The sequence below is a fragment of the Nocardia tengchongensis genome, assembly GCF_054781395.1.
The window spans coordinates 322,361-346,968 of sequence record NZ_BAAGUM010000004.1; the positions used below are offsets into that span (position 1 = coordinate 322,361).

30 protein-coding genes are annotated in these 24,608 nt (G+C 68.3%); 17 read left to right on the forward strand and 13 right to left on the reverse strand.

Annotated elements, in window-relative coordinates:
• Positions 1–119 precede the first annotated feature (119 nt).
• The gene (locus ACYVKL_RS06675) at positions 120–1,133 is read left to right on the forward strand and encodes an LLM class flavin-dependent oxidoreductase (RefSeq protein ID WP_379169185.1); all 1,014 of its coding nucleotides are present in this window, start codon (positions 120–122) and stop codon (positions 1,131–1,133) included.
• Between the two features lie 16 nt (positions 1,134–1,149).
• On the opposite strand, the gene ACYVKL_RS06680 is transcribed toward ACYVKL_RS06675, so the two are convergent.
• Together ACYVKL_RS06680 and ACYVKL_RS06685 are read right to left on the reverse strand one after the other, a co-directional pair.
• Positions 1,150–2,892: a pyruvate dehydrogenase gene (locus tag ACYVKL_RS06680; RefSeq protein ID WP_379169187.1), complete on the reverse strand. Its 1,743-nt coding sequence runs from the start codon at positions 2,890–2,892 to the stop codon at positions 1,150–1,152.
• Between the two features lie 73 nt (positions 2,893–2,965).
• Positions 2,966–3,403, reverse strand: a complete 438-nt coding sequence (locus tag ACYVKL_RS06685) for a DoxX family protein (protein WP_379169189.1) — start codon at positions 3,401–3,403, stop codon at positions 2,966–2,968.
• Positions 3,404–3,432: 29 nt separating this feature from the next.
• Here ACYVKL_RS06685 and ACYVKL_RS06690 point away from each other — a divergent pair, with 29 nt between their 5' ends.
• Positions 3,433–3,732 carry a sigma factor gene (locus ACYVKL_RS06690; RefSeq protein ID WP_379169191.1) on the forward strand — a complete coding sequence of 100 codons (300 nt, stop codon included), beginning with the start codon at positions 3,433–3,435 and terminating at the stop codon, positions 3,730–3,732.
• Complete coding sequence (locus ACYVKL_RS06695) at positions 3,716–4,012, forward strand: hypothetical protein (protein ID WP_379169193.1); 297 nt, start codon at positions 3,716–3,718, stop codon at positions 4,010–4,012. The genes ACYVKL_RS06690 and ACYVKL_RS06695 overlap by 17 nt, the downstream gene beginning before the upstream one ends.
• Here ACYVKL_RS06695 and ACYVKL_RS06700 read toward each other — a convergent pair.
• The 5 genes from ACYVKL_RS06700 to ACYVKL_RS06720 form a co-directional block, all read right to left on the reverse strand.
• Positions 4,004–4,597, reverse strand: coding sequence for a TetR/AcrR family transcriptional regulator (locus tag ACYVKL_RS06700; RefSeq protein WP_379169195.1), 594 nt, complete (start codon positions 4,595–4,597; stop codon positions 4,004–4,006). The two genes, ACYVKL_RS06695 and ACYVKL_RS06700, sit on opposite strands and share 9 nt — an antisense overlap.
• 85 nt (positions 4,598–4,682) lie before the next feature.
• Positions 4,683–5,078, reverse strand: a complete 396-nt coding sequence (locus tag ACYVKL_RS06705; protein ID WP_379169197.1) for a DUF302 domain-containing protein — start codon at positions 5,076–5,078, stop codon at positions 4,683–4,685.
• Positions 5,075–5,314: a YgaP family membrane protein gene (locus ACYVKL_RS06710; RefSeq protein WP_379169198.1), complete on the reverse strand. Its 240-nt coding sequence runs from the start codon at positions 5,312–5,314 to the stop codon at positions 5,075–5,077. Before ACYVKL_RS06710 ends, ACYVKL_RS06705 begins: the two co-directional genes overlap by 4 nt.
• 24 nt (positions 5,315–5,338) lie before the next feature.
• The gene (locus tag ACYVKL_RS06715) at positions 5,339–5,608 is read right to left on the reverse strand and encodes a metal-sensitive transcriptional regulator (protein WP_213556139.1); all 270 of its coding nucleotides are present in this window, start codon (positions 5,606–5,608) and stop codon (positions 5,339–5,341) included.
• Between the two features lie 118 nt (positions 5,609–5,726).
• The gene (locus tag ACYVKL_RS06720) at positions 5,727–7,880 is read right to left on the reverse strand and encodes an MMPL family transporter (protein ID WP_379169200.1); all 2,154 of its coding nucleotides are present in this window, start codon (positions 7,878–7,880) and stop codon (positions 5,727–5,729) included.
• Positions 7,881–8,044: 164 nt separating this feature from the next.
• On the opposite strand from ACYVKL_RS06720, the gene mptB reads away from it, so the two are divergent.
• The 4 genes from mptB (at position 8,045) to ACYVKL_RS06740 (ending at position 12,487) form a co-directional block, all read left to right on the forward strand.
• Positions 8,045–9,727 (forward strand): polyprenol phosphomannose-dependent alpha 1,6 mannosyltransferase MptB, encoded by a 1,683-nt coding sequence (gene mptB / locus ACYVKL_RS06725; RefSeq protein ID WP_379169202.1) that lies wholly within the window; start codon positions 8,045–8,047, stop codon positions 9,725–9,727.
• On the forward strand, positions 9,724–10,656 hold the full coding sequence (locus ACYVKL_RS06730) for an ABC transporter ATP-binding protein (protein WP_379169204.1): 933 nt from the start codon (positions 9,724–9,726) through the stop codon (positions 10,654–10,656). Before mptB ends, ACYVKL_RS06730 begins: the two co-directional genes overlap by 4 nt.
• Entirely contained in the window at positions 10,653–11,435 is a 783-nt protein-coding gene (locus tag ACYVKL_RS06735) for an ABC transporter permease (RefSeq protein ID WP_379169206.1), read from the forward strand. The genes ACYVKL_RS06730 and ACYVKL_RS06735 overlap by 4 nt, the downstream gene beginning before the upstream one ends.
• Before the next feature lie 74 nt (positions 11,436–11,509).
• On the forward strand, positions 11,510–12,487 hold the full coding sequence (locus ACYVKL_RS06740; RefSeq protein WP_379169208.1) for a COX15/CtaA family protein: 978 nt from the start codon (positions 11,510–11,512) through the stop codon (positions 12,485–12,487).
• Positions 12,488–12,500: 13 nt separating this feature from the next.
• On the opposite strand, the gene ACYVKL_RS06745 is transcribed toward ACYVKL_RS06740, so the two are convergent.
• Positions 12,501–13,565, reverse strand: a complete 1,065-nt coding sequence (locus tag ACYVKL_RS06745; protein ID WP_379169210.1) for a lipocalin-like domain-containing protein — start codon at positions 13,563–13,565, stop codon at positions 12,501–12,503.
• 51 nt (positions 13,566–13,616) lie between these two features.
• Positions 13,617–14,903: an oxygenase MpaB family protein gene (locus ACYVKL_RS06750; protein WP_379169212.1), complete on the reverse strand. Its 1,287-nt coding sequence runs from the start codon at positions 14,901–14,903 to the stop codon at positions 13,617–13,619.
• A 125-nt stretch (positions 14,904–15,028) separates the two neighbouring features.
• Here ACYVKL_RS06750 and ACYVKL_RS06755 point away from each other — a divergent pair, with 125 nt between their 5' ends.
• The 9 genes from ACYVKL_RS06755 (at position 15,029) to ACYVKL_RS06795 (ending at position 21,079) form a co-directional block, all read left to right on the forward strand.
• Entirely contained in the window at positions 15,029–15,670 is a 642-nt protein-coding gene (locus tag ACYVKL_RS06755; RefSeq protein ID WP_379169214.1) for a TetR/AcrR family transcriptional regulator, read from the forward strand.
• Between the two features lie 17 nt (positions 15,671–15,687).
• Positions 15,688–16,404: a class I SAM-dependent methyltransferase gene (locus ACYVKL_RS06760; protein WP_379169215.1), complete on the forward strand. Its 717-nt coding sequence runs from the start codon at positions 15,688–15,690 to the stop codon at positions 16,402–16,404.
• Between the two features lie 86 nt (positions 16,405–16,490).
• Positions 16,491–17,657: a helix-turn-helix domain-containing protein gene (locus ACYVKL_RS06765; protein ID WP_379169217.1), complete on the forward strand. Its 1,167-nt coding sequence runs from the start codon at positions 16,491–16,493 to the stop codon at positions 17,655–17,657.
• Between the two features lie 176 nt (positions 17,658–17,833).
• Entirely contained in the window at positions 17,834–17,992 is a 159-nt protein-coding gene (locus tag ACYVKL_RS06770) for a hypothetical protein (RefSeq protein ID WP_213556151.1), read from the forward strand.
• 2 nt (positions 17,993–17,994) lie between these two features.
• On the forward strand, positions 17,995–18,318 hold the full coding sequence (locus ACYVKL_RS06775; RefSeq protein ID WP_379169219.1) for a hypothetical protein: 324 nt from the start codon (positions 17,995–17,997) through the stop codon (positions 18,316–18,318).
• Positions 18,319–18,651: 333 nt separating this feature from the next.
• Positions 18,652–19,101: a hypothetical protein gene (locus tag ACYVKL_RS06780; RefSeq protein WP_379169221.1), complete on the forward strand. Its 450-nt coding sequence runs from the start codon at positions 18,652–18,654 to the stop codon at positions 19,099–19,101.
• Between the two features lie 7 nt (positions 19,102–19,108).
• Positions 19,109–19,402, forward strand: a complete 294-nt coding sequence (locus tag ACYVKL_RS06785; protein WP_379169223.1) for a hypothetical protein — start codon at positions 19,109–19,111, stop codon at positions 19,400–19,402.
• A 31-nt stretch (positions 19,403–19,433) separates the two neighbouring features.
• Entirely contained in the window at positions 19,434–19,904 is a 471-nt protein-coding gene (locus ACYVKL_RS06790; RefSeq protein WP_379169225.1) for a GNAT family N-acetyltransferase, read from the forward strand.
• Positions 19,905–19,996: 92 nt separating this feature from the next.
• Positions 19,997–21,079, forward strand: a complete 1,083-nt coding sequence (locus ACYVKL_RS06795; RefSeq protein ID WP_379169227.1) for a hypothetical protein — start codon at positions 19,997–19,999, stop codon at positions 21,077–21,079.
• A 4-nt stretch (positions 21,080–21,083) separates the two neighbouring features.
• Here the strand turns inward: ACYVKL_RS06795 and ACYVKL_RS06800 are convergent, their stop codons facing one another.
• From ACYVKL_RS06800 to ACYVKL_RS06815, 4 genes are all read right to left on the reverse strand, one after another.
• Positions 21,084–21,431 carry a hypothetical protein gene (locus tag ACYVKL_RS06800; protein WP_379169229.1) on the reverse strand — a complete coding sequence of 116 codons (348 nt, stop codon included), beginning with the start codon at positions 21,429–21,431 and terminating at the stop codon, positions 21,084–21,086.
• Positions 21,432–21,434: 3 nt separating this feature from the next.
• The gene (locus tag ACYVKL_RS06805; RefSeq protein WP_379169231.1) at positions 21,435–22,088 is read right to left on the reverse strand and encodes a hypothetical protein; all 654 of its coding nucleotides are present in this window, start codon (positions 22,086–22,088) and stop codon (positions 21,435–21,437) included.
• A 10-nt stretch (positions 22,089–22,098) separates the two neighbouring features.
• Positions 22,099–22,974: a class I SAM-dependent methyltransferase gene (locus tag ACYVKL_RS06810; protein ID WP_379169233.1), complete on the reverse strand. Its 876-nt coding sequence runs from the start codon at positions 22,972–22,974 to the stop codon at positions 22,099–22,101.
• An 85-nt stretch (positions 22,975–23,059) separates the two neighbouring features.
• Positions 23,060–23,884, reverse strand: a complete 825-nt coding sequence (locus tag ACYVKL_RS06815; protein ID WP_379169235.1) for a class I SAM-dependent methyltransferase — start codon at positions 23,882–23,884, stop codon at positions 23,060–23,062.
• A 72-nt stretch (positions 23,885–23,956) separates the two neighbouring features.
• Between ACYVKL_RS06815 and ACYVKL_RS06820 the strand changes: the two genes are divergently transcribed.
• On the forward strand, positions 23,957–24,547 hold the full coding sequence (locus tag ACYVKL_RS06820) for a TetR/AcrR family transcriptional regulator (protein WP_379169237.1): 591 nt from the start codon (positions 23,957–23,959) through the stop codon (positions 24,545–24,547).
• Positions 24,548–24,608: the final 61 nt, after the last annotated feature.

The following is a 24,608-nucleotide window of genomic DNA, read 5'->3' on the forward strand; positions in this document are numbered from 1 at the left end:
CCGGCCAGATTCGGGAGTCCGGGCATAAGTTCGACGCCGATCGAATTACATCCAAGGGCGGGTTTCACCCAGCGCCCGCCGCTCCCCCGCACAGCCGATCCACGAAAGCCGGTGCCAGCATGCCCCTCGCCGTATCGCTACTCGACCTCGCGGTCATCTCGCCCGGCCAGACCGCCCGCGACAGTTTCGGGCACAGTGTGGCGCTGGCGCAGGCGGCGGAACGCAGTGGATACCAGCGGGTCTGGTACGCGGAGCACCACAACATGAAGTCGATCGCGTCCAGCGCGACCAGCGTGCTCATCGGATACGTGGCCGCCCACACCGACAGCATCCGGCTCGGCGCGGGCGGGGTCATGCTGCCCAACCATTCGCCGCTGGTGATCGCAGAGCAGTTCGGGACGCTCGAATCGCTGTTCCCGGGACGCATCGACCTCGGGCTGGGGCGCGCGCCCGGCAGTGACCAGGAGACCATGCGGGCGCTGCGGCGCAATCCGTCCTCGGCCGACACCTTCCCCCAGGACGTCCTCGAATTGCAGGGGTTCCTCAACGGGAACACCCGGATTCCGGGGGTGCAGGCGGTGCCGCGCGCGGAAGGCGTTGTGCCGCTCTACATTCTGGGCTCCTCGCTGTTCGGCGCGCAGCTGGCCGCGCACCTGGGGCTGCCATACGCCTTCGCCTCGCACTTCGCGCCCGACGCCCTGCACCAGGCCGTCTCCGAATACCGCGACCGGTTCCGGCCCTCGGAGCAACTGGCCGAGCCGTACGTGATGGCCGGGGTCAACGTGTTCGCGGCCGAGGATCGGGAACTGGCCGAGCAGCAGAAGACCATCTCCTATCGCGCGCGCACGCGAGCCTTCATCAAGCGGGGCGCGGCCGGCGCGGACTTCTCCGACGAGGAGATCGACGCGTTCCTGGCCTCGCCCAACGGCCGGCACCTGGCCGCCATGACCACCTACACCGCGGTCGGCAGACCCGCCGACGTCGTGGACTACCTCGAGGATTTCGCGGCCGGGATCCAGGCCGACGAACTCATCCTCGCCCACCACGCGCAGGACATCGAGGATCGGGTGCGGTCGGTGGAACTCACCGGCGCGGCCGTCGCCGCGGGCGAAACCGTGTCGGGCCGAGGCTGATTGCTACTTCGCTCCGCTACGGGCGGGGGATGTTGCGCAGGTTGGAGCGGGCCATGTCGATCATCCGGCCGACGCCGCCGGCCAGCACGATCTTGCCCGCGGCCAGGGCGAAGCCCTTCACCTGCGCGGCATCGATCTTCGGCGGCAGCGACAGGGCGTTGGGGTCGGTGACCACGTCGATCAGGACCGGGCCGGGCTCGGCGAACGCCTTGGTCAGCGCGCCCCGAACCTCGCCCGGGTCGGTCACCCGGATCGCGGGAATGCCCACGGCCGCGGCGATATCGGCGTAGTTCACCGGTTCCTGATCGGTGCCGAAGTCGGGCAGGCCGTCGACGAGCATCTCGAGCTTCACCATGCCGAGGGTCGAGTTGTTGAACACCACGATCTTCACCGGCAACCGGTGCCGCCAGACGGTCAGCAACTCGCCCATCAGCATCGCCAGGCCGCCGTCACCCGACAGCGAGATCACCTGTCGCCCAGGGAACGCCGACTGCGCGCCGATCGCGTGCGGCAGCGCGTTGGCCATCGTGCCGTGCCGCCACGAGCCGATGATCCGGCGTCGGCCGTTGGGGCTCAGGTAGCGGGCCGCCCAGACGTTGCACATGCCGGTGTCGACGGTGAAAACCGCGTCGTCGTCGGCGATTTCGTCGATCGTGGCGGCGACGTACTCGGGGTGGATCGGCGTGTGGTGATCGATGTCGTGGGTGTAGGCGTCCACCACGTTCTCCAGGGCGGAGGCGTGGCGGCGCAGCATGTCGTCGAGGAAGGCACGGCTCGGCTTCTGGTGCAGCAGGGGCAGCACCGCGTCGATGGTCGCCGCCACGTCACCGTGGACGGCGATGTCGACGATCGCGCGGCGGCCGATGCGCGCGGGGTCGCGGTCGATCTGGGCGATGCGGCCGTCCTGGGGCAGGAAGGTGTCGTAGGGAAAGTCGGTGCCGAGCAGGATCAACAGATCCGCTTCGTGGGTGGCCTCGTAGGCCGCGCCGTAGCCGAGCAGGCCGCTCATGCCGACGTCGTAGGGGTTGTCGAACTGGATCCACTCCTTGCCGCCGAGGGCGTGCCCGATCGGGGCGTGCAGGCGGTCGGCCAGGCTCATCACCCGGTCGTGCGCGCCGCGCACGCCGGCACCCGCGAACAGGGCCACGGTGTCGGCGTCATTGATGGCCTCGGCGAGCCGGTCCACCTGTTCGGCCGGCGGGACCACGGTGGCCGCGGCGGTCACCAGATCCGAGGGGCGGCCGCGATTCTCGGCATCGGCGCTGAGCACATCGCCGGGGACGACGAGAACCGAGACGCCGTGGCGGCCGAGGGCGGTCTGCATGGCGATGGTGGCCAGGCGCGGCAGCTGCGCGGGTATGCCGGCCATTTCGCAGAAGTGGCTGCACTCCACGAAGAGTCGTTCGGGGTGGGTCTCCTGGAAGAAACCGGTGCCGATCTCGCGGCCGGGAATGTGCGAGGCGATAGCCAGCACCGACGCGCCATTGCGGTGGGCGTCATAGAGGCCCTGGATCAGGTGGGTGTTGCCGGGTCCGCAGCTGGCCGCGCAGACGGCGAGGCGGCCGGTCAGCAGCGATTCCGCACCGGCGGCGAAGGCTGCGCTCTCCTCGTTGTGGCAGTGCACCCACTCGATGCCCTCGGTACGGCGCAGGGCGTCGACGAAGGGGTTCAAACTGTCCCCTACCAGTCCATATACCCGCTGGACACCGGCGGCTACGAGTGCGTCGACCAACTGGGTGGCGACCGAATTCCGACCCATCATCGCTCCGTTCGCAGTGTCGAGACCGAGCATGATCGAAGGTCACTGTATCGGACATCGGACCGTGCAGTTGCTAAGTAATTGCCGAATTGTCCGATCTCCCGGGCCTGCCGGACCCGATCCTGCGATCGGCGGGACGACTCGCCCACGAGATCACGGTCAGCGCCGCCATGACGGTCAGGATCGGCACCTCGATGAGCTTGTATCCGGTGGTCAAATGGGAGGCGACAGCTCCCGTGTAGACGAAAAGCGCGCCCGCGTAGGCCCATTCCTTCACCAGCGGAAACCTCGGGAGCAGCAGTGCCGCCGCGCCCAGCAGCTTCCAGACGCCCAGGATGACCAGAAAATAGGTCGGGTAACCCAGATGAACGATGACATCGCGGACGTTCGAGGTGCGGGCGATGTCCCACCAGCCGCCGACCACCAGCTCGGCGGCCACCAGGACGGTCGCCGACCAGTAGAGCAGGGCGCTGTCGGGCACGATTCGTGTGACGATGGTGTGTGTAGTCATGACACGGGGACGTTCGGCGAGCACGAAATATGTCGGTCAGAGACTCAGGATCCACCGCAGCGCGATTCGAGCAGCGGCGCTCCCGCCTGACCTGCCAGGCCTTCCGAATGCTCGGCGCCTCCGGCGAGGCCGAGGACGCGGTGCAGGACACCTGGATGCGGTTGAGCCGCACCGAGATCGACTCGATCCGCAATCTCGACGGCTGGCTGACCACGACCCTGTCACGGATCTGCCTGGATGTGCTGCGCGCCCGCCGGATCGATGACCGCCATCCGCTCGGTCCCGGCGCACCGGACCCGTTTCCGCGCGGATGTGACCGTTTCCGCTGATCAGGTGGCGGCGCCGGGCGCGGTGCCGGTCACTGCCCAGGGTGCGCGCGTCGTGGGCCGGCTCGCAGCCGGATTCGCCGCCCGCGCCCGGTTCTCGGCGGTGGTGCTGGTGGACGGGCACGCGGGGGCGGTGGTGGCCGCGGCCGGCGAGTCGCCCGCGGTGATGGCCTTCACCGTCGACGGCGAGCGCATCACCCGGATCGAGGTGATCGCCGAGCCCGAGGCGCTGGCTCGGATGCGGCTCACCGTGTCCGACCTGAGCGCCCAACCCTCAGGGTGAATGCGCTTCGACGGCAACGGCTTCCGCGAGACCCAGGCGCAGCAGCCGCGCCATGGACGCCGAGACCGTGTACAGGGGTTCATCACTACGGCGGACGCGGGCCAGAATGGTCGCGCCCTCGTAGGCCGCGACCACCGTGGTGGCCAGGCCGCGGGCCTCCCTCGGTTCCAGACCCAGTTCGGTGAGGATGCCGGTGAAGCCGTCGGTCATGGCATCGAACGCCGAAACGCAAGCGGCGCGTACGGATTCGACATCGCTGCCGCCGTCGAGGGCGGGCGTGCCGACGGGACAGCCCACGATCCAGTCCGACTCGTCGAGCTTGGCGGCCATGAAGTCGAACAGCGTTGCCGCCGTGCCGAACACATCACCGGGAGCCTGGCGGATCATGCGACCGAACAGCACCCCCGTGCCGGTGATGGCCGCGACCGCGATCTCCTCCTTGCCGCCCGGAAAGTGGTGGTAGATCGACCCATACGGCAGTCCCGCCGCCTCGCTCAACTTCTTCAGCCCGAATCCGTGGTAGCCGTGGCGGGCGAGCAACCCGGCCGCGGCCACCTCGATTCGCCGTTTCGAATCGGACACCATTCATCCAGAGTATGAGCGGGGTCCGACAGTGGCACTGCGAATCGTGTTCGGGCAGTGGCACAACCAGGCCGGACGAGCGGCCGATTCAGCCCAGGGCCGCGATGGCGGCGCCCAGTTTGGCGGCGGCGGTGTCGGCCACCTCTTTCAAGGCGGGATCGCCCACGACCTGCACCATCAGCTGCGGATTCATGGCCTCGACGATCACGGTCGCGGCATCCGAAGGGTCTTTGCGCACAATCACATTGCACGGCAACAGCAGCCCGATCTGGCGGTCCACACCGAGGGCGGCGTGCGCCAGCGGCGGGTTGCAGGCGCCGAGGATGAGGTAGTCCTCCATGTCGGCGTCGAGCTTCTGCTTCATCGTCGCCGTCACGTCGATCTCGGTGAGCACCCCGAAACCCTGTTCGGACAGGGCCTTCCGGGTGCGCTCCACCGCGTCGGCGAAACCGGTGTTCAGGGTGGTCGACAGGGCGAGCGTCATCGATCGGTCCTTTCCGTTGCGGGGTAGCCGGTCCGGGGGACGCCCAGACGCTGCAGCAGCAGCGTCATCGGGCACCAGCCCACGATCCCGTAGAGCATCAGGTTGGCCGCCACGAATGCGGTCAGCAGCAGCCACCACGTCGAGAACGCGAGTACCAGCGCGATGCTGAGCAGCACCATGGTTGCGGCCAGGACCGGCACGAGGCGGTCGATGGGCCAGCGGCGGTTCGCGGTCATCGTGACTTCCTTTCGATCCCGGCGCTAGGCGAGCGCCAGGAAGAGTTTCTCCAGTTCCTCCACCGTCATCGGCTCGGATCCCTCGGCCTGTTCGCCGGTCAGGCAGTCGCGCAGACCGGTGGCGACGATCTTGAAGCCGGCCCGGTCCAGGGCGCGCGACACCGCCGCGAGCTGGGTGACCACGTCCTTGCAGTCGCGGCCCTGCTCGATCATGGAGATGACGCCCGCGAGCTGGCCGTGTGCGCGGCGCAGCCGGTTGAGGACCAGTGCAATGCTGTCTTCGTCGCCGATCATGAGGGTTCCTTCCCTGGGTCCGATGACTTCATCATACCCCTGGGGGTATGTGAGGGCCGTGAGAGAGGGCTCACCATTTCCCACGGCCCCCACCGTCCGGTCGTCGATCCGACCGATATCAGTGCGCGAAGCTGATGTCCGGCAGCACCTTGCGCAGCCAGCGCGGCGACCACCAGGCGGCGTGCCCGGTCAGGCGCAGCAGCACCGGCAGCAGGATCAGGCGGATCAGCACGGCGTCCAGCAGCACCGCGACACCGAGGATGATGCCCATCTCCTTCGGCGGCAACGGGTCGGCCAGGGCGAAGGTGAAGAACACCGCCACCATGACCGCCGCCGCGGCCGCGATCACCCGGCCCGAATGCGCGATGCCGTCGATGTGGGCCACCGCCGGATCACCGGAGCGCTCGTAGTGTTCCTTCGCCGTGGCCAGCAGGAAGACCGTGTAGTCCATGGCGATCGCGAAGATCATCGCGAAGAAGAACACCGGGCCCCAGCCGTCCAGGAAACCCTGCGGCGTGAAGCCGAGCAGGCCCGCGCCGTGGCCGTCCTGGAACACCAGCTTCGCGACACCGAAGGCGGCCGCGGTGGACAGCAGACTGACGCCCGCACCGAGCAGTGCGATCAGCGGGGCGCGCAAGGCGACCAGCAGGAGCAGGAAGCCGAGCACCAGGATGATGCCGACCACCAGGGGCAGGTAGTCGTTCAATGCCTGCTGCAGGTCCAGGTTCTCCGCGACGGCGCCGCCGACCAGCGCGTCATCCGGGAGCGCGGTCCGCAGGGAATCGACGATGTCGCCCATCGCCGGATCCGAGGGATCGACGGTCGGGGTCGCCTGGATCATCACCAGTCCGCTGCCGTCGGCGGCGGGCTGCGGCGGGGTGACCATGCCGATCCGGGTGTCGGAGCCGGTGATTCGCACGACCTCGGAGGCGGCGGATTCGGGGGCCACGATCTGCAGCATCCCCGGTGCGCCCATGCCGAATTCGCGCTGCACCAGTTCGTAGCCCTGCCGCACGGACGAATCCGCGGGCACCACCTGAATGGACGGCATGGCCACCTTCAGACTCGTCGCCGGAATCGCGAGCGCGATCAACACCAGCAGCGAACCGATGGCGAACGGCCACGGACGGCGATGCAGCAGTTCACCCCACTTCGCGAAGGCGGGCGAACGATGCTGCTGGCGAGCCACATACGGCAGCGAGCCCGCGTTCACCCGCTTGCCCAGCGCGCCGAGCACCGCGGGCAGCAGGGTCAGCGTCGCCAGCAGCACGAACGAGACCGCGAACATGATGCCGACCGCCATGGTCCGCACCGCGGGCGCGGGCACCACCAGCACCGCCGACAGGCTCACCAGCACGGTCAGGCCCGAGAGCAGGACCGCTTTGCCGGCGGTGGCCATGGTGACGGCGACCGCGGTACGCGCCGGAGTGTCTCCGCGCACGGCGTCGCGGAAGCGCGAGACCAGGAACAACGCGTAGTCGATGCCCAGGGCGAGGGCGAACATCATGGCGAAGTTCATGGCCCACACCGAGATCGGCGTGAAGTGGTTGAGCAGCACCAGCCCGCCCGCCGACGCGATCAGTCCGGTGAGGGTCAGCAGCAGTGGCAGCCCGGCGGCCACCAGGGAGCCGAAGGCCAGCACCATGATTGCCAGCGTGACCGGCCAGGAGAACATCTCGGCCTTCAGCATGGCGTCGTGGTTGGCCTTGTTGAAGTCGCTCCACAGGGCCGAGGCGCCGGTGGGGTAGATCTCGAAGCCGTCGGTGGCGAGGTCCTTCAATTGCGGGCCGAGGTCGGTGACCGCGGTGACCATGTCGTCGGTGCTCGCGTTCGCGCCCGCCAGCAGGATGCCGGTGTGCCCGTCGCGGCTGACCGATTGGCCGGGCACGGGTGCGACGATCGCGCCGAAACGGCTGTCGGCGTGCAGGATCGTGGTGATATCTCCCACCAGCGTTTGCGCCTGCGGGCTGTCCATGGTCGCGGTGTCGGAGTGGATCACCACCTGCACCGCCGCGGCGGAGTTGCCGCCGAAGTGTTCCTGCGCGAGGTCACGGACCTGCACGGATTCGGATCCGTCGGCCTGCCAGCCCGCTCCGGCGAGGGAGTCGAACACCGAGGGCGCGGCCGCGCCGAGGGCCACGGACAGGATCAGCCAGAAGCCGAACACCCAGCGGGCGCGGTCGGCCATGACCGCGCCGAGGCGGCCCAGGAGACCGCCGGGGGCGGTCGTGCTCGCAGAAGCGCCGGCGTCGCCGACTGTCGTACTTCGCATGTGAGTCTCCTTCCATACCCCCTGGGGTATGTCACGACTATACCCCCGGGGGTATCAAAGGCAAACGGGGGTGCTGCGCGGCAATCGCCGGGCACACCCCTCGACCCCCGCTACGGCCATGCGATCGGCGTCGGACCCGCACCGCCGGACTAGGCTTCGAACCTGTGGCGGTAGCGGAAGGCGCGGGGCGCAGAGTCATCGAGATCGGACGGCGGGCCCTCGGCCTGGACGTCCCTGCCGCCGATCACACCGTCGCCGTGCTGCACAGCGTCGACGCCGAACGGCCCGGCCTGGACCGGCGCGAAACCCTGCAACTGCTGCGGATCCGGCTGCTCGGCGCGACCGGGGCCGTGATCATGGCGGTCTCGGCGCTCGGCGTCGGAGCGCAACCGGTGCACCAGAATCCGATCTCCGGCATGCGGGTGCTCGGATTCTTCGCGCGCGCCGGCACCTCGACCCTGGCCATGTGCATGACCGGCACCGTGCTGGTGATCATGGCTTGGCTGCTGCTGGGGCGTTTCGCCGTCGGCGGGTGGGGCGGGGATCCACGCCACCGGCTCAGCCGCTCGCAGATGGATCGGACGCTGCTGCTGTGGATCCTTCCGCTCAGCGTCGCGCCGCCCATGTTCAGCAACGACGTGTATTCGTATCTGGCACAGAGCGAGATCGCGAACCGGGGCATGGACCCGTATTCGGTCGGACCGGTCGACGGGCTCGGACTCGACAACGTGCTCACCAACAATGTGCCGAACATCTGGCGCTCCACCTCCGCGCCGTACGGGCCGCTGTTCCTGTGGATGGGACGCGGAATCGCGCAGATCGCCGGCGACAACATCATTCTCGGGGTCTGGCTGCACCGGTTGCTCGCGCTGGCGGGGGTGGCGTTGATCGTGTGGGCGCTGCCGCGGCTGTCACGCCGGTGCGGCATCGCGGGGGTGAGCGCGCTGTGGCTCGGCGCGGCCAACCCGCTGGTGCTGTTCCATCTGGTGGGTGGCGTGCACAATGACGCGCTCATGCTCGGGCTGATGCTGGCGGGCCTGGAATTCTGCTTGCGCGCCATCGACGATCGCCCGCAGTTCGATCAACGAGCCTGGGCACTGCTGGTCTTCGGCTCGGTGCTGATCACCCTGTCCTCGGCGGTGAAGATCGTCTCGCTGGTCAGCCTCGGGTTCGTCGGCATGGCACTGGCGCGGCGGTGGGGACGCGGGCTCAAACCGATGCTCATCGCGGGCGGCGTGCTCGGTGTCATAGCAGTGGTCACGACACTGTCGGTGAGCTATGCCAGCGGCCTCGGATTCGGCTGGGTCAATACCGTCGGCACCGCTACCTCCGTGCGCAGTTACCTGTCGCTGCCGACGGCCGTCGGGATAATCACCGGATTCGGCGGCGTGCTGCTCGGGCTCGGCGATCACACCACCGCCCTGCTCGACATCACCCGGCCGATCGCCTCGCTGGTGACGGTCTTCGTGATCCTGCGCATGCTCATCGCCGCCTGGACCGGGCGGTTGAATCCGATCGGCGCGCTGGGTGTTTCACTCGGCGCGATCGTGCTGCTGTTCCCGGTGGTGCAGCCCTGGTACCTGCTGTGGGCGATCGTGCCGCTGGCAGCTTGGGCGAACCGGCCCGCGTTCCGGGTACCCGCGGTGGTGCTCTCGGTGATCGTGTCGGTGATGGTGATGCCGCGCGGCGCGGACTTCTATGTCTTCCAGATCGTCGAATCGGCCGTCGCCACCCTGATCGTGGGCGGTTCCCTGATCTTCCTCACGCGAAATGTGCTGCCGTGGCGCAATCAGCCGGGGGTGTCGGCTCGGTCACAGCAGCCCACGCCTTACGGTGTCTCATCGTGACCGCAGCTTCCGGACCCGCCGTACGCGTCGACGGCGTGGTGAAACGCTACGGCGAGACCACCGCGGTCGACGGCATCAGCTTCGACATCGAACGCGCACAGGTGCTGGCCCTGCTCGGACCCAACGGGGCCGGCAAGACCACCACCACCGAAATGTGCGAGGGCTTCGTCTCCCCCGACGCCGGCGCCGTGCGCGTGCTGGGACTGGATCCGATCGCCGACTCCGATCAACTGCGGCCGCGCATCGGCGTGATGCTCCAAGGCGGCGGCGCGTATCCGGGATCCAAGGCCGGGGAGATGCTCGACCTGGTCGCCTCCTATTCGGCGAACCCCCTCGATCCCGCGTGGCTGCTGGACACGCTCGGGCTGAAAGACGCCCGGCGGACACCGTATCGGCGGCTCTCGGGCGGGCAGCAGCAGCGGCTCGCGCTGGCGTGCGCGCTGGTCGGGCGGCCCGAGATCGTGTTCCTCGACGAACCGACCGCCGGATTGGACGCCCAGGCGCGGCACCTGGTGTGGGAGCTCATCGACGCGCTGCGCCGCGACGGAGTCAGCGTGCTGCTCACCACCCACATGATGGACGAGGCCGAACAGCTCGCCGACCGGCTGGTCATCATCGACCACGGGCGGGTCGTCGCCCAGGGCACGCCCGCCGAGGTCACCTCGCACGGCGCCGAAGGCCGGCTGGCCTTCACCGCGCCACCCAAACTCGACCTGTCGCTGCTGCAGGCCGCGCTGCCGGAAGGGTTCAGCCCGCGCGAGACCACGCCCGGCTCCTACCTGCTGCAAGGCGACATCACCCCGCAGGTGCTGGCCACCATGACGGCGTGGTGCGCGCGAATCGACGTGCTGCCCAGCGACATTCGCATCGACCAGCGCCGGCTGGAAGACGTGTTCCTCGAACTGACCGGGCGGGAGCTGCGCGGGTGACCGAAACCGAGAACCGATTCGCGGCGGGCACCTTCGCCCCCGCGCCGCAGCCGACCACGCGCGCCAAGATGCTGGCGGCGCAGACCCGCATGGAACTGATCCTGTTGCTGCGCAACGGGGAACAGCTGCTACTCACCATGTTCATTCCGATCACGCTGCTGATCGGGTTGACGCTGCTGCCGGTCAGCGGGCTGGGCGAGCATCGGGTGGATCGGGTCGTGCCGGCGGTGATGATGGTGGCGATCATGTCGACCGCGTTCACCGGGCAGGCCATCGCGGTCGGATTCGATCGGCGCTACGGGGCGTTGAAGCGGCTCGGCGCGACGCCGCTGCCGCGGTGGGGCATCGTCGCGGGCAAATGCTCGGCGGTGCTGATCGTGGTGGTGTTGCAGTCGATTCTGCTGGGCGGCATCGGCTTCGCGCTGGGCTGGCGGCCCTCGCTGAGCGGGCTGCTGCTGGGCGCGGTGGTGATCGGACTCGGGACCGCGACCTTCGCGGCGCTCGGGCTGCTGCTGGGCGGGACGCTCAAGGCCGAAGTGGTGCTGGCGCTCGCCAACATCCTGTGGTTCGTCATGCTCGGGACCGCGAGCCTGGTGTTCATGTCCGACGATCTGCCGCACGCGGTGAGCGTGATCGCACGGATCATTCCCTCCGGGGCGCTCTCCGAATGCCTGGATCGGGCGATGCGCACCAGCGTCGACTGGTACGGGCTGGCCGTGCTGGCCGGCTGGGGTGGCCTGGCGGGGTGGCTGGCCACCCGGTTCTTCAAGTTCGATTGAGTCCGAGCGTGTTTAACGACACGCTGTAGTAGGGCCGGTGACGGGGCGATATAGGGCCCCGCTACGATCGGTGCGTGCTGTCTCGCGCCTTCCAGCGACTTGCCGACCTGCTCCCGATGCCTTCCCTGCGGGTGCAGCGACTCATCGCCTTCCTGGTCATCCTGTCCCAGGCCGGAATCTCGGTGACCGGCGCGGTCGTCCGTGTCACCGCCTCGGGCCTGGGCTGCCCCACCTGGCCGCAGTGCTTCCCCGGCAGCTTCGTGCCGACCGCGGTAGCCGAAGTGCCGGTGGTGCATCAGGTCGTCGAATTCAGCAATCGCATGCTGACTTTCGTGGTGACGCTCGCCGCCGCGGCGATCGTGCTCGCGGTCACCCGGGCGCGGCGCCGGCGAGAGGTGCTGATCTTCGCCTGGCTGATGCCCGGCGGCACCGTGCTCCAGGCCGTGATCGGCGGTATCACCGTGCGCACCGGACTGCTGTGGTGGACCGTCGCGGTGCATCTGCTGGCGTCGATGCTGATGGTGTGCCTGGCGACGCTGCTGTGGGCCAAGGTCGGCGAACCCGACGACGGCGTCGACACCGTGCAGGTCCCCCGACCGTTGCGACTGCTCACCGGGTTGAGTGGGCTCGCGCTCACGGCGACCCTCATCGCCGGCACCCTGGTCACGGGTGCGGGTCCGCACGCCGGTGACAAGAGTGTGGAGAAGCCGGTCGAGCGGCTCCAGGTCGAGATCGTCACCCTCGTGCATCTGCACGGTGAGCTTCTGGTCGCCTACCTGGCTCTGCTGGTCGGGTTGGCCTGCGGTCTGGCCGCGGTCGGTATGAACAAGACGATCCGCAACCGTCTGATCCTGGTCATCGCGCTGGTCTGCGCGCAGGCGCTGGTCGGCATCGTCCAGTACTTCACCCATGTGCCCGCCGCGCTGGTCGCCTTCCATGTCGGTGGCGCAGCCGCGTGCACCGCGGCCACCGCCGCCTTGTGGGCCGCGCTGCGCACCCGCGAACCGATCCCCACCTCGACTCCGGCGGCCGTGGACACAGCCGCCGCGTAGACCGTTCCGCTGTTCAGCGCAGCGCGACGAGTTCGTGCAGGGTCGTGCCTGAGCGGTGCACGGCCTCACCATCGGTGTGCACGGTCAGCTCGAACGTGGACCGGAACCGGAAGTAGGCGGGGTGGCCGATCAGTTTGTGCAGCACGGGCCGGAACAGGCGTGATCGGACGAGCGGTACATCGTCGAGCAGGTCGTGCGCGTGGATGACCGAATCGACGGTGAGGCGTAGTTCCACTCGGTCGGGTACGCGCAGTTCGATCCATTCCGGGAAGTCGCGGCCGGCGATCGCGTCATAGCGACGCGGCCCCTCGGTGAGGATCGTTTCGCCTGTGGACAGCACCACTTCGTCCTTGTGGGCGAGCATCAGTGGCGCGATCGAGTGCGAGCCCTGCCGGGGCTGGGTGAGGACCTGGGCGTAGAGCAGCGAATAGTCGTCGGTGTAGAGACGGCCCCAATGCCAGCGGTCGATGATGCGCCGCATATCGCCGACGCCCCAATTGTGGTCGGCGTAGCCGCGACCGGTGACCGCACGCTTGTGCCCGTCGATTTCGAGCGTTCCGCTCACCCGGGCGCGGGGAGCTCCGACCACCCATCCGAAGCTGTCCTCCGCGCCGAAGCGCGTTTCGCCCTTTCCCGGCATCCAGCTGGGTGTTTCGTTCTCGAAGGTCAACTCGAAAGCCAGCCCGTTCTCGGCCAGCCGCACATGATGCCGAGGTAGGCCGTTCTCGGGAAACTCCGACCAGGCCCGGTTGTCGCCGATGCGCACATCGCAGGCATCGGCCGAAAAGCTGGTCGCCGCAGCCGAATACCGCTTGGCCGCCTGCAGGCGGCCGCCTTCGGGGGTGTAGACGATCAGCTCGACCCAGGGCCGCGCCCACGGCAGGTCCTCGGGGCGGCGCTTGATGAGGAAGCCGACCACGACGTGGCCGCTGTCGAGCAGGGCATCGAAATACCAGTGCTCGAAGGCCGTCTTGCTCGACGACGGATGCAGTCCATTGTGGTGCGGCGCGACGGTCGTGAGGACACCGTCACGACGACCCGGTCCATTCCAGACCTCGGTGATCTCAGTGCTGGTCACAGCTCGATACCCCTCGAAGAGATGATGTTTCGATGACGCGGCTGCGGGCGTTCAGCGCCGCAGCGCTCCGGTGGCGTCGAATTTCGCTTCCCGCCCGAGCATCTGGGCGCGGAACCAGTTCTCGCGATGACGCACCATGACTCGCTCGTAGAGCCGCGCGAACGGCGGGCAGCCGCGCCGGGCCACCTCCATCGCGGTGATCAGTGGGAACCGGGCCACAGGCAGGAGAATCCACGGGAACACCGGCGGCATCCGGTACTTGCGGCGAGTGCCGGGAGCCATGTACATCGCCGCGTACACCGCGTTGATCCGGTAGTTGTAGGCCGCGCGCAGCCGTTGCATGCCACGCTGCTCGGGCCGCGGAGCGAAGGCGGCGGGATACGATTCGATCAGTTCGGCGCCATGGATTCCGGCGTCATAGGATCTCGCGACGATCGTCATCGCCAGCACCCGCAGCGCGTCGGCGATGGTCTCCGGATACCAGGCGACCCGCACTCCGAGCAGGTGGCCCAGGTAACGCTGAAAGTGCAGCAGCGCACGGATTTCCGAAGGCGTGGTCTGATAGCCGAGCGCCCACAGGCCCAGGGCCGGCGTGACGCTGCCGCCGAGCAGGGTCAGCAGCTGATAGGTCTGGCTGATGGGCAGTCCCCACCGCCGCGTGTCCCATTCCGGATGCCCGGCGACGCGCGCCCGCACCGCCACGTGCATCACCCGCACCTTCATGGCGGTGGCGCGGCCGTCCGAGCCCGGCGTCAGCAGCGCGCCCGGCTGGGAGACGTCGATCCAGAAGCGGCAGGTTTCCAGGAAGCGGCGCAGCGCGCTGTCCCCGGCGTAACCGCCGGCCAGCGAGAGCGGGGTCGCGACGGCGGCCTCGGTGTACATCTCCAGCGTCTCGGCCCCGGCGAAGCTGAACAGCATGGTGCCCCAGCGCCGCCAGATCGCCGCACCCTGTTCCACCAGCTCCGGGCGCACCCAATCGGGGCGAGTCTCGAACTCCGCGAACAGTTCTCGCATCGCGGCCGGGGCATCGGGCACGGCGTCCAGGCCCGACGCGAGTGCGGTGTCGAGCAGGGCGCGGCCGGCGCGCGGCCCGGCCTCGCCGTGCATCACCTCGGCCACGAATCGCTCGGCGACCGGGTCGCCGGTGAACAGGTCCGCGCACAGCGCGCTCGCCTGCGCGTCGGTGGGGAACGGGCCGCTCCCGGCGATCGCGGTGACGAGGCGTTCGAAACGCTTGGCGGCGCGCGTGTTCCGGCCCTCCCAGTAGCGGAAGGCGGTGGGGCAGGCCGTTGCGGGCGGGGGCTCGGCGGCGGGTGTCAACGACATGTCCAGTGACATGGGGGCTCCTTCGGATCCTCGACGCCACACACCATACTCTGAAGTATGGAATAGGTACTCGAAAGTATGGAAATGCCCGCGTTCTACGATCGAGGGGTGCAGACGATGAACTGGCGCAGGTCCCGATGACCGCCGAGCTCCCACGCCCGGCCACCACGCCCCGCAGGTCCAGGAAAGCCGAAGCACAACAACGCGATTCGACGTCCGGCACCGGACGCCGCGCCCCGCGCCTCTCCTACGAGGACTGGGTGGACGGCGCGCTGGCCCTGCTGGCCCGCGAAGGCGCCGGCGCACTGCGGATACCCAGCCTGTGCGCGGCGCTCGGCGTCACCAAGGGCAGCTTCTACTGGCATTTCGACGACATCGGCCAGCTCGAGGAGGCCATGGCTGCCCACTGGAGCGCCACCCAGGGCCAAATCATCGCCGGGCTCGCCGCGGTCGATTCCATTCCGGTCGAGGACCGCATCGAAGCGATGGCCACCATGCTCGTCGAACGCAACTGGCTGGTCGAGGCCACCGTCCGCGAATGGTCGCGCACCCGCCCCCACGTCGCCGACGCCGTCCGCGAACTGGACCAGCGCATCTTCCAGGTCATCCAATCAGCCCTGGCCGAACTCGGTTTCGACGCCGAGGCCGCCCGCCTCCGCGCGGGTGCACTGGTCTACCTCGGCATCGGCTTCATCCACGGTCGCGACAGCCTCCCGACACCGTCAACCGACCAGATCAACACCATCGTCGCCCTGCTCATCGCACCCGAACCGGACTGACCCGGCAGGATGGGTAGGTGCCCGACCTGATCGACGACGCCCACCTGGAACAGACTGCGGTAGTGGCGAACTCCGCCATGAACCGCGACCGCCGCCTGCCCGCCTACCGCCGCGAACTCGGCTTCGACCCCATCGCCTGGCTGGCCGCCCGACCCGGGCCGCAACGCTGGCTCGATGTCGGATGCGGCAGCGCCCTCGCCCTTTTCGAGGCCGCAGAGCATCTTCCCGGCAACACCCGGATCACGGGCCTGGATCTGGTCGGCTACTTCCGCGGCACACCGAGGCCCGGCGTCGAGCTCGCGACCGGCTCGGTCCTGTCCTGGTCCCCGGACTCCCCCATCGACCTCATCACCAGCGTCCACGCCATCCACTACGTCGGCGACAAACTCGCGGCCCTGACCCGCATGTCGTCCTGGCTGGCGCCTGACGGCCGGCTGGCCCTGAACTTCGACGCCACCTCACTTCGCGACGCGAACGGCGGACCCCTGGGCCGCAGGTTCTCAACGGCCTTGCGCCGCAACGGCTTCACCTACACGTCGCGAACGCACCGCCTGACCCGAACCGGCCATGCAATTCCGGCGTGGAGCTTCCGCTACCTGGGTGCGGACCCCCTCGCGGGCCCGAACTACACCGGCCAAGAAGCCGTAGCCTCCCACTACGCATCAGAAGGTTGGGAGATCGAGTCTCTCCGGGCGCACTTCGAAAGGCCCCCATCAGCGAATTCGCGAGATTAGGGAGCCTCTCTCGTTGTCGCGCCAGCTGTAGCTTACCGATCGCCCGCGCTCTGTACGGGATCACGGAACCGCCGTAGCCTCGGAACATGAGCTTGGACCGTGGGGAACGGTTGAAGAATGCCCGCAAGCGTGCAGGGCTGACCCAACTCGAATTGGCAGAGCGATGCCCCGATGTATCGCTGTCCCAGCTGCGCCGGATCGAACGCGGGGAATACGAGCCGCGGCTATACGCACTGCGGCAACTCGCGGTAGCGCTGCGGGTCCGCACGGCTGATCTCGCCGAGGGGCAAGACGCCGAATACGCCGACGCCGAAACCGAAGCGCTCTGGGAGCCCGTGCGCCGCGCGCTCGTCGGCCATGCCGAGGCGGCCGATAGCACCGTGTCGGGCGCGGACGTCCGGACCGATCTGGAGAACCTGCGCGGGATGCTCGGGACCCACCGCTACGGCGAGGTGGCCGCGCTGCTGCCGATGGTTCTGCGCGACGCCGACGACGTGGAGGAACAGGGGCGAACGGTCCGGTCCCGCGTTCTCAACCTCACGGGTTGGATGCTCACGCAGTGCCGGCAATTCGACACAGCGGAAGCGACGCTGAATAGGGCGATCGACGCGGCCGAGGACCGCATAGATGCGGCGGCCGCCGCGAACACCCTGGCGTGGGTCATGCTGCGGCAAGGTCGGATTGCCGATGCGCGGGAATTTGCGATCCGATGGGCCGACGAGATAGAGCCGCCCCGTTTCTCCCGGGCCACCACCGCGGAGCTGTCGACGTGGGGCCGCATGTGGCTGTACGTCGCGAACATCAGCGTCCGGAACAACGAGGACGGGGAGGCCGAAGACGCGATGAATCTGGCGCGCGCTGCGGCGGCGCGGATCGGTCGCGAGGTCTACACCGACGCATCGACTGTGAGAACCTTCGGACCGATCACGGTGGCGCACATCGCCGCCGAGGGTCACGCGATTGCGGGCCGCCCCGAAATGACGCTCTCGATTGCCGAGCGCACACCGCCGGCCACGCTGCAGCCGGTTGCGTCGAGCCGGCTGAGGCATCGCCTCGACGTGGCCCACGCCCACGCTCAGCTCGGCCAGTTTCCCGAGGCCATCGCGGAAATGCAGACTGTGCGGAACGTTGCACCGGAATGGCTTGTGCAACAGCAGTATGGGCGGGACATCCTGACCAAGGTCATCATCAAGCGGCGCACCTTGACGCCGGAAACGCGCGAGTTGGCGAACCAGATTCGCCTGGAGCTGTAGCCACAGATTCGTCCCACGATTGACACTTTCGGTCCACTGGATCCGAAAGTGTCATTTTCTTTGTGCCGCAATGGGTTGACGCTGCTCTTAGTGCCCGGCGCCAGGAGGAATGTCCCCCGATCCCTGGTGTCGGGTGCACTCCAAACCTCGTTCCAGGGAGCAGGAGAACACCCGACATGCTCATCATCCTCACCGCAACTCTGTTTGCGCCACTGCTGTTCGCCGTCGTCACGGTCGCCACGCGCACGAAACCCGAACTCACCGTCGCCGATATCCAGGCCAGACTGGCCGCCGAACCGCCGCGGACCTACGTCCCGATCAGCCGGGGGTGGTGACCATGAATCTGATGCCGTCCGCCGTGGGGTTCCTGCGGAGCGACGTCTCCGGACTGAACCATGTCCGTGACGAGTTGCGGATCCGCGACGCAGCAAAGCGAACCGGATACGACCTGCGCAAAATCGTCGTGTTCAACGACCGCACCGAGGACCGTCAGCATCGCCTGCGCGTCGTGGTCGACCGCCTCCGCGTAGACGCCGTGATCGTGCCGAGCATCAAGCACTTCGACGACCACGCGATTCCCGTCGAGCTGCTCGCGATGGCGGCCGTGATCACGGTATCGCCTGGGAGCACGACGCCCCGCACCCGCTCCACCACCGCCTAGGCCATCCGATGTTCATCGAGGACGTCCTAGCCCTGCTGGATGAAGACCGGCCCGCCGGGTGGGTCAGCTACGAGGACGGATCCTGGTCCCCGATCTCGCCCGGCGGCCGGGTGGAGCCGCCCATCACGGCGGGCGACCTGATCGAGGCGGCGCGCCGCGACCTCGCCGCGCTCGAGGCGGCGGGCCTGATCGCCACCGTGATCGACACCGAGCCGCTCTCGGTCGTCGCAATCGAGTACGGCCCGCGGGGAGGTCGAGGCAGTAGGCCCGCGCTGGATTGCGGACCCGCGAACCGCCTGTTGCGACGGAACCAATCTGAATGGAGGAAAACGCATGTTGTACAAGTTGATTCGCTCGCTCGCCCTGGTCGCCACCGTGCTCATGGCGTTCCTCCTGACCACGACCGGGCAGGCGGGTGGTGCCGTCGAGCTGGCCGAAGACAAGTCGTGCGGACTCACGTGGCAGCCCCAACCCGATAGCCACCCCAAGGTGTCGGGGCCGATCATCTATATCGAGGTGCTGGTCGACTGCATCGTTCCGCCCGCCCGTCATGACCTGACGCTACAACTGCAACGCCGCGACACGGATGGCAGCTGGATCACCCAGAGGGCGCGAACCTCGAAGGAAATCCCCTCCCCGCGCCTGACGGTCCGCGCGGCGGCCGAATGCCGCGCCGGAGTCTTCCGCGGCCTGGTCCACGTGGAGGGTAGCCTGCAGTCGTCGGACTTCACGTTCACCGATTTCAGCCAGCTCCCGGCGATCAGCGCCCAGGACTGCAAGTGAGGACGGAATGAAGCGATACGGCGAAATAGATCACATCCCGGCTGGTGCCCAAGTAGCCGCGGGCGGAAGGCGACTCGGCGACCGTGTGGCCGCGGCGACCGTCTCCGCGCGACTCCTGATTCCCGGCACGGCGAAGGGGCACGGATTGAAGTGGGAGCCGAAGCGCGGCTGGGTGATCCGGCCCGCGTCCGGCCCGCGGAGGCTGACCTGGCTGCCGCCGGTGGCATCCACGAAGGCATACGGCCCCGAGGATTCCGACGGGGCTGCTGGATGGTCCGTCGAGATCCTCGGCATCGCCTGACGGCCACATCGGAAGATGCCAGCATCACCGAGTGACCGAATCTCGAGAACCGCACGAATCGATCGGCCCCGCGACTATGCGGCACCTGCGCGAAGTACTCGATGACCACGCCCGCTTCTGGGGCACCCGTGACCTACGTGCCTTCCACCTGCCCACCCTCATCCACGAATTCCCCCAAACCTGCCTGGTCGCCACCACCGGCAACGAAATCCACGGCTACATAATCGGTTTCGTCACCCCCGATCACGTCGCCTACGCCCATCTCATCGCCACGCGCGACGACACTCGGGGCACCGGCCTGGGCCGCCGCCTGTACTCCGCTTTCGCCACCGCCGCACGCCCGTTGGGCGCCACCGACCTCAAAGCCATCACGACGCCCACCAACCACACGTCGATCAACTTCCACAAAGCCCTCGGCTTCGTCACCCGGCTCGTCGAGGACTACAACGGCCCGGGTCAGCCCCGAATCGTCTTCACCCGCAACCTGAACCCGCCGTTCTGATCGGTCAGTCGCGCTGGAACTCCACCCTTACGCTGCCCGAATCCTCCGATAACCACTGGCCACCGCCCACCTCCGACCTCTAGGTTCCCGTCGTGCCGGAATCCGCGAACGCAGACCCAACCCCGATCATGGAACCGACTTGGGCGGAACCCGATTCACTTCTCGGCCTGATCCAGCGGGGGCGGGGAGCAGCGCGCGCAGCTGCGGCGGCAGCGCCTGAGGCGGCCGCGGAGTGCGTGATCGACTGCATCGTTCACGATCCGCGATGGGACCACCAGGTCGAACACCGTGCGTGGCTGTACTCGGCGTTGGTGGCCGATCTCGGAATCGATCTGCGACACTTGCGTGCCGCGTACACAGGTCCCGTCGATCCGTCGGACGATGCGGATGCGGGGCTGCTCGTCGACGTGCTCGAGCGGCTGGTCCGCCGGGGTATCGAGGACCAGCGCGCCTTCCATGTCGAACCACCGTCGCGGACCGGTCTTGGCGGGCGTGCGGTATGTGATGCGGCCGACCGCGAGCGAATCCTTCACGTTGCCACGGAATCCGGACTCATTCATCGCGACGCTACTGCCGATTTCGACGATGAGGTTTGGGAGACAGTGCTTTTCGAGGTCGCTGAAACGATACTGACGGACGAGTCGCTTCCACTGGCGACCCGGATCGCTGTACGGCGGCAGCTGTCGCGGCTCCGGTCGCCTCGGGCGCTGGCGTGGGCTCGGGCGAATGCCGGGCTGCATCACGAGGTCGGTGGCCTCGCGCTGAGTATGCTCACCGATCTGGCCGAACAGTCGGATGCGGTGAGGCTGTTGGAGTTCCTCGTGGCGACCGGAGCCGAAGGGCCTCGGTTCATCTATCAGCAGTGCGACCTGGTCGCCGCACTCGAGCGGTTGGATCACCGGCCGGCCGTTCCAGCTGTCGAGGCGATCGCCGACAGCACCGTCTACTCCTATCTGCGTAAACGATGCGCGCGGGCATTGAGCCGGCTCTCCGCCGACTTCCCCCGTGGGCGGGCGATCGAATATCTCGACGATTGCGAGGACGAGACTCGTGGGATCGCGATCGTGCACGTGGACCTGTCGGTCCCCGGAGTGCGCGAAAGGCTTGCCCGAACCGCCGCCGACACGAGCGAAGATCCGGACAACCGAGAGGCTGCCCGCGGTCGAATTTCCTAGGGGCTCAGGTGTGGTCGACGATCTCGGGCTTCCGCCTGGTTCGGAGTGTTGCGGCCAGGAGCACAACGGCTGTGATGATCACGATGTGGGCGGTGAGCATGACCAGCATGGGGAGGGCGAAGCCCTCGTTGGTCAGGGTGCCGTGGTCGCCTACGCAGTAGAGGGTGTAGTTGGTGGAGGTGCCTTCGGAGTCGTGGAAGGTGTCGGAGACGACCAGGGGTTGGGTGGCCGGGGGTGAGCAGAACAGGGGGGCGGTCAGTTTCGCTTCGCCGGGCCAGATGGCGACGGGGAGGATGATGCTGAAGGCGCCGACGATCAGGCCGGTCGAGAGGGCTGGAATGACACGGGGCATGGGTTAGACCTGCTGGGCTCGGAGGAAGGCGCCGGTGCGGTCGAACTCTGCGACCACCTCCGAGCGGGCGGAGACGACGTTGGCGACTATGCGGATGTCGCGGCCGAAACGGGTCACGATGATGGCGGTGACCTGGCCGCCGGGGATTTCGGCGCGGGTGCGGGCGGTGTCGACTATGTCTTCGATGTGCGAGAGGCCGGGGACCTCGCTGATCGTGAAGTTCTCGCCGTCCAGGTCGTCGGCGGCGGAGACGCGGGCGGGGTGCGGGGCGCTCAGGTCGTCGAGGGTGAAGGAGTAGTCGTCGAGCACGCGGGGCTGGCCTGGTGGCCGGACACGCAGGCGGACAGTCGGTTCGCGGGCGGTGAAATCGCGGTCCGCGAAGAATCTGGTCACCTGGGCGGGCTGGTTGTTGAGGACGAAGCGGAACTCTGTGGAGTTCGGCGCCGTAAGAAGGATGACGTTCACGTCCGGGTCAGCGGCGCCGATGCGCTGGGTCAGTGCGGCGATCGCGGCCTGCGGCAGGGCACTGACCAATCCGCCTCCGCGGGTTCGGATCTGGTCCTCGAAATCCGCGCGGTCCACCGCGCCGATACATCCGCTGGTACTGCCCAGCACGGCCAGGACCACCAGGACACGAAAACAGTTGCCACGGCGCATGTCCTGAATGCTAAGCGGTGCGGTCGGCGATGAGGAGGTGACCGTCGGCACGGAGGGAGCGGTGGGCCGGTTCGATATCGGCTGCGTCGGCCAGGGAGTGAAGGGTGCGGTCGGCGGTGACGGTGAAGGCGTGATCGGCGAGGAGCGCGGCCAGAGCGTCAGGGGTCCAGCTGGAGCGCTGGGGTTCTCGGGCCATCGGGTTGGGACGGCCGGAGACGGTGAGCAGGAGTTGCATGGCTTTGCGGCCGTAGTTGTAGGTGCGGTTGGGGGTGGGATAAGTGAGGACCAGGCGGCGGGCGGGAGCGCTGCGGGTGACGAGGGCCGACAGGGTTTCGGCTACCTCAGCAGGAGTCAGGTAAGGGACGACGCCCTCCCAGATCCAGGTGGTGGGGCGGGAGTCGTCGTGGCCGGCCGCGGCGAGGGTTGCGGTCACGGAGTCTTCGGCGAAATCGACCGGGACGAAGTGGATGTCGGCCACAGGTCGGCGGTCGCCCAGGCGGTCGCGTTTCTCGGCCTGCGAGGCCGGGTGATCGACTTCGAAGACGGTGGTGGCCGACAGCTCGGGCATGCGCCAGGCTCGGGCGTCGAGGCCCGCGCCGAGGATGACCAGCTGAGGGTTGGCGGCGGCGCGGATCGCGTCGTCGATGGCGATGGTGCGGACCGCGAGGACTTCGGCGGTGGCGGAGAGCAATTCGTATTCCATGCGGAGGCCGAAGGACTTCGGGACCGCACCCGATCGAACGAGGTCGACCATTTCGCGCTCGCTGTCGCTGAGCAGGGCGACCGCCACGGGGTCCGAGAATCGCCCGATTCCCAATCTTCCGTCCGCGACTGCCCGGCCCTGACAGACCAGGACGGCGGTGCGGCTCGCTGCGCGCTCGGTCACGGGTTCATTATCGGCGCGCAGGGCGTGGTTCGCCCGCCGACGCAGCGGGCACCGAAGCGGGGTGTCGACGACACCGGCCGCCCCGTCAACCGACCGACCGGGACGCCGTCACGGCCATGGTGGCGTAATCGATGGTGAAGGCGCCACCCAGCTCGTCGATGGCCGCGCCGATACCGTCGGTGACGGCCGCGAGGACCTTCGGCGACGCCTGGGTGAGCGAGCCATGGGTGGGGATCTGGTCGAGCCATTCCGCGCGGGAATAGGTGCGCCGCCAATCGAATCGCCACTGCTCCGGTTCGGTGAAGCTGCCTGCGGCACGAATTCCGTCGGCGACTGTGGTCATGATCGCCTGGTACAGCTCCAGGGCCGGGCGGTCGGCTACCAGTGCGGTCGGCGAGTCCGGCAGAAACTTCCGGAACACGGCGGCAAACGGGGCGACCACCTCTGGGGGCATCTGCGGGACATGCCAGAACGCGGCCAGGCGGCCATGGGGCCGCAACACCCGCGCCGCCTGTGCCGCGCCCGCGACGGGATCGATCCAGTGCCACGCGGTTCCGGAGATGACCGCGTCGAAGCTGCGCCCGGCTGGATCCCACTGCTCGAAAGTGCCTGTTTCGACATCGATTCCGGTGTCACGGGCGAAGGCCGCCATGCGCGGGTCCGGCTCCACCCCGAGCACCACGCAGCCGGCGTCGCGGAATTGGCGGGCCTCGATACCGGTCCCGCAGCCGACGTCGAGCACCTGATTTCCCGGGCTCGCGGCAAGGACGGCCTCGATCAGGGCGACGGGATAGGGCGGGCGGGTGCGATCGTAGCGGGCGGTGTCGACACCGAAGGATTCGGCGACCTGCCGGTGTCGATGGGGACTCTGATCGGCGGATTCCGACCCTGCGGACGGTAGAGTGACCATGCGCCCACTTTAAGTGGGCACTCGCCCACTCGGCAAGGGCCCGTGGGTGGATCGACATGAAGGAGAGCACAGGTGCCCACCGGGGTCGCCATTCGAGACGCACGCGAGCAGCTGTTCGACGCGGCCGAGCGAATTCTGTTGCGGGACGGGCCCAGCGGGCTGACGAGCCGCTCGGTGACCGCCGAGGCGGGGTGCGCGAAAGGGGTGCTGCACCGGCATTTCGCCGACTTCGACGGATTCCTCGCCGAACTGGTCGAGGATCGCGTCGTCCGGGTCGAGCGGCTGGGCGCGGACTTGCGAGACAAGGCCGGGAGCGGGACCGTCGCGGACAATCTCGGCGAAGCGTTGGCCGGGGTGTTCGAGACCGTCGCGGTGGCCGTCGTCAGCCTGGTCATCTACCGGGACGCGCTGCGGGCCCGCCTGCGCGAGCGTCGCCCGAACGGGATTCCACTCTTGACCGAGGCGACGGAATCCATCGCCATATACCTCGCCGAGGAGGCGCGGATCGGGCGCATCACCGCCGGTGCCGACACCGCGCTGCTGGCTCGCACGCTGATCGGCTCGGGGCACCTGATCTTCGCGGACCGCGCTGCGCCGCGGCCGACGCCCGACGCGGTGCACAGCATGGTGACGGCCGTTCTGGGCGCGACCGTGGCGGACTGACCGCCGAGACGGCCAAGGACGAAAGTCTCACAGCGAGACCACTCTTGACACCCTCCCGGCG

Excerpts from the sequence above, each read along its gene's own strand:
- ACYVKL_RS06720 (WP_379169200.1), bottom strand. The coding sequence starts at position 7,880 with ATGCGAAGTACGACAGTCGGCGACGCCGGCGCTTCTGCGAGCACGACC.
- ACYVKL_RS06750 (WP_379169212.1), bottom strand. The coding sequence starts at position 14,903 with ATGTCACTGGACATGTCGTTGACACCCGCCGCCGAGCCCCCGCCCGCA.
- ACYVKL_RS06765 (WP_379169217.1), top strand. The coding sequence starts at position 16,491 with ATGAGCTTGGACCGTGGGGAACGGTTGAAGAATGCCCGCAAGCGTGCA.
- ACYVKL_RS06755 (WP_379169214.1), top strand. The coding sequence starts at position 15,029 with ATGACCGCCGAGCTCCCACGCCCGGCCACCACGCCCCGCAGGTCCAGG.
- ACYVKL_RS06710 (WP_379169198.1), bottom strand. The coding sequence starts at position 5,314 with ATGACCGCGAACCGCCGCTGGCCCATCGACCGCCTCGTGCCGGTCCTG.
- ACYVKL_RS06705 (WP_379169197.1), bottom strand. The coding sequence starts at position 5,078 with ATGACGCTCGCCCTGTCGACCACCCTGAACACCGGTTTCGCCGACGCG.
- ACYVKL_RS06675 (WP_379169185.1), top strand. The coding sequence starts at position 120 with ATGCCCCTCGCCGTATCGCTACTCGACCTCGCGGTCATCTCGCCCGGC.
- ACYVKL_RS06785 (WP_379169223.1), top strand. The coding sequence starts at position 19,109 with ATGAAGCGATACGGCGAAATAGATCACATCCCGGCTGGTGCCCAAGTA.
- ACYVKL_RS06775 (WP_379169219.1), top strand. The coding sequence starts at position 17,995 with ATGAATCTGATGCCGTCCGCCGTGGGGTTCCTGCGGAGCGACGTCTCC.
- ACYVKL_RS06800 (WP_379169229.1), bottom strand. The coding sequence starts at position 21,431 with ATGCCCCGTGTCATTCCAGCCCTCTCGACCGGCCTGATCGTCGGCGCC.
- ACYVKL_RS06690 (WP_379169191.1), top strand. The coding sequence starts at position 3,433 with ATGTCGGTCAGAGACTCAGGATCCACCGCAGCGCGATTCGAGCAGCGG.
- ACYVKL_RS06700 (WP_379169195.1), bottom strand. The coding sequence starts at position 4,597 with ATGGTGTCCGATTCGAAACGGCGAATCGAGGTGGCCGCGGCCGGGTTG.
- ACYVKL_RS06770 (WP_213556151.1), top strand. The coding sequence starts at position 17,834 with ATGCTCATCATCCTCACCGCAACTCTGTTTGCGCCACTGCTGTTCGCC.
- ACYVKL_RS06780 (WP_379169221.1), top strand. The coding sequence starts at position 18,652 with ATGTTGTACAAGTTGATTCGCTCGCTCGCCCTGGTCGCCACCGTGCTC.
- ACYVKL_RS06715 (WP_213556139.1), bottom strand. The coding sequence starts at position 5,608 with ATGATCGGCGACGAAGACAGCATTGCACTGGTCCTCAACCGGCTGCGC.
- ACYVKL_RS06680 (WP_379169187.1), bottom strand. The coding sequence starts at position 2,892 with ATGGGTCGGAATTCGGTCGCCACCCAGTTGGTCGACGCACTCGTAGCC.
- ACYVKL_RS06685 (WP_379169189.1), bottom strand. The coding sequence starts at position 3,403 with ATGACTACACACACCATCGTCACACGAATCGTGCCCGACAGCGCCCTG.
- ACYVKL_RS06805 (WP_379169231.1), bottom strand. The coding sequence starts at position 22,088 with ATGCGCCGTGGCAACTGTTTTCGTGTCCTGGTGGTCCTGGCCGTGCTG.
- ACYVKL_RS06815 (WP_379169235.1), bottom strand. The coding sequence starts at position 23,884 with ATGGTCACTCTACCGTCCGCAGGGTCGGAATCCGCCGATCAGAGTCCC.